At 57.7% G+C, this 619-nt stretch carries 1 protein-coding gene; it reads right to left on the reverse strand.

Features of this window, described 5'->3' with window-relative positions:
- Positions 1 to 524: DUF2169 domain-containing protein (locus tag E2F50_RS22840; protein WP_133318484.1), on the reverse strand; the 524-nt coding region annotated here is incomplete at its 3' end.
- Positions 525 to 619: the final 95 nt, after the last annotated feature.

Below are 619 nucleotides of genomic sequence, written 5' to 3' on the forward strand. Positions count from 1 at the left end.
TCTGTCCGATCTCCACCATTTCGTGGGGGACGCTTTACCCCAATCGGATTGGCAGGGACCTCCGGATCACCGTCACCATCGACGCTTTGGTCACTCGCGGCATGACGATAGTCGAGGGCAACTTCCGTAACCACGTCCGGAGCGGACAGCCGCCAGCTTCCCGCGCTCCAGATCCAGTGGCGGGGACCATTCGCTCGCACGACATGCGAAAGCTCTCCAATCCTGATGCCGGCGAGCCATTCAGTTGCTGCTTTACTCTTGGGTGCATAGGTCTTGCCTATGACGCTGATATCGGTTGCAGGCTTATACGGGATCAGGTCTGCAGCCTTCAGCATGGGAGTTCTATGAGGGTCGCCATCGTATTCGTCTACAAGAACAAGGTCCTGCTCAGGAGCGAGGACAAGCGAGCCGTCGTCGCCGATCTTATACCGACCTCGGACGGCAAGCACACCCATGTCTTCGCCGTCCCGGTGCGCCTGTTCGAAGCCGATTGCTGCAAATTGCGTCGAGTTGCGTCCGAGCATATCTAGCCTCAGTTCAAGTCAATGACTTCGCCGTTGATCTGAACATGGCCGGAGGCCGCGAAGTTGAATTTCGTGCCGGTGATTGTGACGTTGCC

It is taken from the genome of Rhizobium deserti (genome assembly GCF_004358025.1).
GTDB classification, from domain to species: domain Bacteria; phylum Pseudomonadota; class Alphaproteobacteria; order Rhizobiales; family Rhizobiaceae; genus Neorhizobium; species Neorhizobium deserti.